This is a genomic window from Actinomycetes bacterium (genome assembly GCA_024222295.1).
Lineage (GTDB): Bacteria > Actinomycetota > Acidimicrobiia > Acidimicrobiales > Microtrichaceae > JAAEPF01.
Genome location: JAAEPF010000029.1, coordinates 1 through 4855 on the forward strand (window position 1 = coordinate 1; position 4855 = coordinate 4855).

Consider the following 4855-nt stretch of genomic DNA (forward strand, 5'->3'; position numbering starts at 1 on the left):
CCGGCCGGCGCCACCCCCGCCCCCGCTCCCGGCCGTGCACTGGTCGCCGCTTATATCGTGGCCTCGGTGGGGCCGTAGCCGTTGACCATCCCCGGCCCGGGCGCCCCCCGATCCACCACCTCGGCCGGGCAGGCCTCACCGGCCACTACCAACGTCACCGATCCCAGACCCTCAGGGTTGAGCGACCCCACCGCCGACGGGGTTTGGCTCAAGACACTGACCTGTTCGTTGACTAGTAGGGCGTGGAAGTCCCGCGGCGAGCGCACCACCTCTTCGGGCACCACGACCAGCCGCCCACCACTGAGCAGCGCCCCAAAGATCTCCCACACCGAGACGTCGAAACTGTAGGAATGCCACTGCGTCCACACCTGTCCCGGAGCCACCACACCCGGGCCCACAGACCCCAACAACCCGATCACGTTGTGGTGGGTGATGGCTACCCCTTTAGGTGTCCCGGTGGTGCCCGAGGTGTAGATGAGATAGGCAATGTCCTCGGCTGCCGGCGCCGGTAATGCGATGCGGGACTGGGTGTCTGGGGTGGGGTCGTTAACATCGATGACCACCACATCGTGGCCGTCGAACCGGTCGGTCAGCGCGGTGATGGTGACCGCCAAGATCGGGGCGGCATCGGTGAGCATGAACCCGATCCGGGCATCAGGCAGCGCGGGATCAATCGGCACATAGGCCGCACCGGTCTTGAGCACCGCCAGGATCGCGATGATCGCCTCAGCCGACCGGGCAAACAGCAACCCCACACACTGACCCGGTCGTGCCCCGTGAGCGGCCAGCCCCTGCGCTAACCCGGTAGCAGCGTCCTCCAGCTCACGGTAAGTCCACGAGCAGCCCTCGAAGGTGACCGCCACCGCCTCCGGCGTGCGCGCGACCTGCGCGGAGAACACCTGCGGAATCGAGACCGCCGGCAAGTTGGGAGCCCGAGTCAACACCGCCTGGTTTCCCCACTCCTGCAGGCGGGTGCGCTCAACCTCATCGAGCACATCAATCGATGACACCGGCCGGGTCGGATCCCCGACCATCGCCGCCACCACCCGCTCGAACCGCCGGATCAGCGTGTGGATGCTGGCCGCGTCGAACACATCAGTGTTGAATTCGACGCGCAGCCCCAGTTCAGCTCCGGGCAGGGCGGCCACCGCGAGTGGGTAGTGGGTGGATTCGCGGCCGGTGATCTCGCTGATGCTCAACTCGTGCACACTCGACACCATGGCGGTGTCGACCGGATAGTTCTCGTAGATGAACAAGGTGTCGAACAGCTGGTCATGACCGGCGATACGGTGGATCTCCGGCAGCCCCAGATGCTGGTGCTCCAGAGTGTGGGTGTGGCCGCGGTGCAACTGGTCGAGCAGGTCTGCGGTGGTGGTAGCCGCGGTGATGGTCGCCCGCACCGGCACCGTGTTGATCAACAGCCCCACCATCGAGTTCGCGCCGGTCACCTCGACCGGCCGCCCCGAGACGGTGGTGCCGAAGACGACGTCCCGTTGGCCGGTCAGCCCACACAGCAGCTGCGCCCAGCAGGCCTGCAACACCGTGCTGACGGTGACACGGTGTGCGCGGGCCAACTCGCCAAGCGCGACGGTGGCGGTGGCCGACAACCGAAACGATGCCACGTCTCGCGGCCCCGGCTCTAACCGACCCGGCGGGCCTACCAGGGTAGGGGCATCAAACCCGGCCAACACCTGCGCCCAAGCGTCGCGGGCGGCCCCGAGGTCCCGACCGGCCAGCCAGGTCACAAACCTGCGGTACGGTACGGCCCCGGGCAGCGGCTGTCTGTGATAGCTGGCAAATATTTCGCGTAGCAGGATCGGTATCGACCAGCCATCGACCACGATGTGGTGGTTAGTGAGCACCATCCGGTGCCGGTTTTCGGCGGTGCGGATCAACGCGGCCCGAAACACCGGCTGCTCAGCCAGGTTGCAGACCGCGGCGCGTTCGGCAGCACATACCCGCTCGATCTGCTCCTCGATATCAAGGTCGGCGCCACCGTCCAGGTCGAGATACCGCCAGGGCGCCACCGGATCGGCCGCGATGACCTGCACCGGCCGGTCGAACCGGTCGCAGAATCGGGCCACCAGGTTGGGATACCGATTGACCACCGTGTGCACCGCACCGCGCAGCCGGTCGGGATCCAACGGACCACTCAGCGTGATACCCACTTGCACCGCGTACAGGTCCTCACCACTGCCCTGCACGGTGCCAGCGTGAAACAGCAACCCCTGCTGCAGCGGGGTCAACGGCAACACGTCAGCGACCCGGTACTGCCGGCACAGATCGTCGATCTGGGACTGACTCAGCCGTGCCGGCACAATATCGGACGGGGTCAACCCGCCCCCACCGCGCCGCACATGCGCGCAGACGCCGGTCAGAGCCTCAAACCACAACCGGCCAAGCCGGCCGACCCGCGCCTCATCTAACACCGAGGGCGCCCACGTCCAGGCCGCGTGTAACTGCGGGCCGGCCTCAGTGTCCACGATGACGGCATCGAGTTCCACAGTGTGCGCCAACGCCATCGGCACCTTCCCGGCGGCGCCGATGATCGACACACTGTCCCCGCTGAGTTGCCAGAGCACACCAGAGGTCTCGGGGGCTGCAGTGCCCAGCCGCCCCAGATAGTTGAACCCGATCACCGGGTCCGGTCCACCCAGGTCAACCTCGGTGTTCACATAGCGCAGCACACCATAAGACAACGCATCCGGCAGGGCCCGAAGCTGTTCTTTGGCGTCCTTGATCAACGCCCCCAACCCCGCCTCACCGGCCACCACCTGCGCCCAAGACAACCCACCCATCCTCAACGCCACCGGGTACTTAGCGGTGAACCACCCCACCGTGCGCGATAAATCCACATCCGGGCCCAGCTCCTCGTGACGGCCGTGGCCCTCCACGTCAATACCGATCGGGGCCCCACCGCTGCCCAACCACTGCCCCAGCGCCAACCCGAACCCGATCACAAGAATGTCGTGTATCCCGGCATGAAACGCCGCCGGCACCTCCCCCAACAGCAGCCGTGTCGTCTCAACATCCAGCGACACCGACAACCGGCCAGCACTCTGGTAGGTATCCGCCCCCGGGCGCACCGCCGGCAACACCGCCGGGGTCGCGGCCACCTGCCGCCACGTCTGCGCCTGAGCCACCACCTCCGGGGCGTACGCATGTTCAGCCAGCAGCGACGCCCACCGGCCAAACGACGTCCCCGTCGCCGGCAACACCACCTGCTGCCCACCGCGATGCTGCGCCCACGCCATGTCGAGGTCCTCCAACACAATCCGCCACGACACCCCATCAACGACCAAATGGTGAACGATCACCACCAGCTGAGCCGTGCTGGCCACCCACACCGCACTGAGCATCACACCCGCGGCCGGGTTCAACCGCGACCGCGCCTCCAGCACCGCCACATCCGACAACACCGCCACCACCTGCAGACACCCGCGCGCATCCACCGACCCGACCTCGGGCACCTGCAACGACCACCCCCCGGCCCCGTCATCCTCCACGCGTAACCGCAACATGGCATGCCCATCCAGCACCGCCTGCAACAACACCACCACATCGGCCTCGGTGACCCCCACCGGAGCCTGCAGCAACACCGCCTGATTGAACTGCTCCACCGAGCCACCCACCCCGCGCAGCCACCACATGATCGGCGTGACGGCCACCAACCCCACACCCTCATCGACGAGGCCACCACCGTCGGCCACCCCGGCCACCCGGGCCACCCGGGCCAACCCCGCCACAGTCTGCTCAACAAAAACATCACGCGGCCTCAACAACACACCAGCCACCCGCGCTCGAGCCTCCACCCGCATCGACAAAATACTGTCCCCACCCAACTCGAAAAACGAGTCCTCGACCCCGACCCGCTCCAACCCCAACACCTGGGCATAAATCCCGGCCAGGATCTCCTCGGTGTGGGTGGCCGGGGCCCGATACGCCTCAGCGGCGTATTCCGGTGCCGGCAGGGCGCGGGTGTCGAGTTTGCCGTTGACCGTCAACGGCAGCGCCTCGAGCACCACGACCGCGGCCGGAACCATATAGGCCGGCAGCCGCTCGGCCAGCGCCGCACGTATCGCGGCCGGCTCAGCGCTCCCGGTCACCGACTCGATGACGTAGCCCACCAGGCGTTTATCGCCGGGACGATCCTCGCGGGCGATCACCACCGCCTGCTCCACCCCCGCGATCTCAGCCAGTGCGGCCTGAACTTCGCCGAGCTCGATGCGATACCCACGGATCTTGACCTGCTCATCGGCGCGCCCCACATATTGCAGCTGCCCATCAGCGCCCCAACACACCAAATCCCCAGTCCGATACATCCGCGCCCCGAACCCACCAAACGGACACGCCACAAACCGCGACCCGGTCAACCCCGCCCTACGCCAATACCCACACCCCACCCCCGAACCAGCCACATACAACTCACCGACCACACCGGCGGGCACCGGACGCAACCACCCATCCAGCACAAAAAAACCAAGATGGGCCAACGGCACCCCGACCGGGCTGACATCGCTGCCGAGGTCGCCGTCGACGACCTCGCGGAACGAGGCATGCACCGTGGTCTCAGTTGTGCCATACATGTTGATCAGACGCGGCGATCCCCGATGACGCGCCAACCAGCCCCCAAGACGCGACGGTTGCAGCGCCTCACCACCAAACACCACCGTCTGTAACCTGAGCTGATCTCCCAGCCCGGGCGCCATCGCATCAGCGCTTTGCAACGCATAAAACGCCGACGGGGTTTGGCTCAAGACACTGACCTGTTCGTTGACTAGTAGGGCGTGGAAGTCCCGCGGCGAGCGCACCACCTCTTCGGGCACCACGACCAGCCGCCCACCACTGAGCAGCG

At 66.7% G+C, this 4855-nt stretch carries 1 protein-coding gene; it reads right to left on the reverse strand.

What is annotated here, in order from left to right; genetic code table 11:
• Positions 1-50: 50 nt before the first annotated feature.
• Positions 51-4855 (reverse strand): AMP-binding protein (locus GY812_10750; GenBank protein ID MCP4435955.1); only part of this gene is annotated, 4805 nt, incomplete at its 5' end.